The sequence below is a fragment of the Streptococcus sp. HMSC072C09 genome, from assembly GCF_001813105.1.
Classification (GTDB): Bacteria; Bacillota; Bacilli; order Lactobacillales; family Streptococcaceae; genus Streptococcus.
The window spans coordinates 1-665 of record NZ_KV811497.1 but is presented as its reverse complement, the minus strand read 5'-3'; the positions used below and the strand labels follow the sequence as shown (position 1 = coordinate 665).

Sequence of the window (665 nt, the reverse complement as noted above, 5' to 3'; positions counted from 1 at the left end):
AGAGGGTCAGCGGTTCGATCCCGTTAACTCCCATAGGTCCCGTAGTGTAGCGGTTATCACGTCGCCCTGTCACGGCGAAGATCGCGGGTTCGATTCCCGTCGGGACCGTTAAAATAATGAAAATTATTTTAAGACTCGTTAGCTCAGTTGGTAGAGCAATTGACTTTTAATCAATGGGTCACTGGTTCGAGCCCAGTACGGGTCATATTTTGCGGGTTTGGCGGAATTGGCAGACGCACCAGATTTAGGATCTGGCGCTTTACGGCGTGGGGGTTCAAGTCCCTTAACCCGCATAAGAGAATAATAATGAGCCGGCTTAGCTCAGTTGGTAGAGCATCTGATTTGTAATCAGAGGGTCGCGTGTTCAAGTCATGTAGCCGGCATTTTTTTATATAAAGAAAGTAGTGCGAACGTAGTTCAGTGGTAGAACACCACCTTGCCAAGGTGGGGGTCGCGGGTTCGAATCCCGTCGTTCGCTTGAGGAGGCCGGGGTGGCGGAACTGGCAGACGCACAGGACTTAAAATCCTGCGATTGGTAACGATCGTACCGGTTCGATTCCGGTCCTCGGCATAGACAAAGGTTGAAAGAAGCACCCTTAGCTCAACTGGATAGAGTACCTGACTACGAATCAGGCGGTTAGAGGTTCGACTCCTCTAGGGTGCAT

General features: G+C 50.7%; 7 tRNA genes. All 7 read left to right on the top strand.

Features of this window, described 5'->3' with window-relative positions:
- Positions 1-35 precede the first annotated feature (35 nt).
- Positions 36-108: transfer RNA gene (locus HMPREF2893_RS04415), tRNA-Asp, on the top strand.
- Between the two features lie 24 nt (positions 109-132).
- Positions 133-205: transfer RNA gene (locus HMPREF2893_RS04410), tRNA-Lys, on the top strand.
- 6 nt (positions 206-211) lie between these two features.
- Positions 212-293: transfer RNA gene (locus tag HMPREF2893_RS04405), tRNA-Leu, on the top strand.
- A 17-nt stretch (positions 294-310) separates the two neighbouring features.
- Positions 311-383, top strand: a tRNA-Thr gene (locus HMPREF2893_RS04400).
- 23 nt (positions 384-406) lie between these two features.
- Positions 407-478: transfer RNA gene (locus tag HMPREF2893_RS04395), tRNA-Gly, on the top strand.
- A 7-nt stretch (positions 479-485) separates the two neighbouring features.
- Positions 486-571 (top strand) — tRNA-Leu (locus HMPREF2893_RS04390).
- Positions 572-590: 19 nt separating this feature from the next.
- A tRNA-Arg gene (locus HMPREF2893_RS04385) sits at positions 591-664 on the top strand.
- Position 665: the final 1 nt, after the last annotated feature.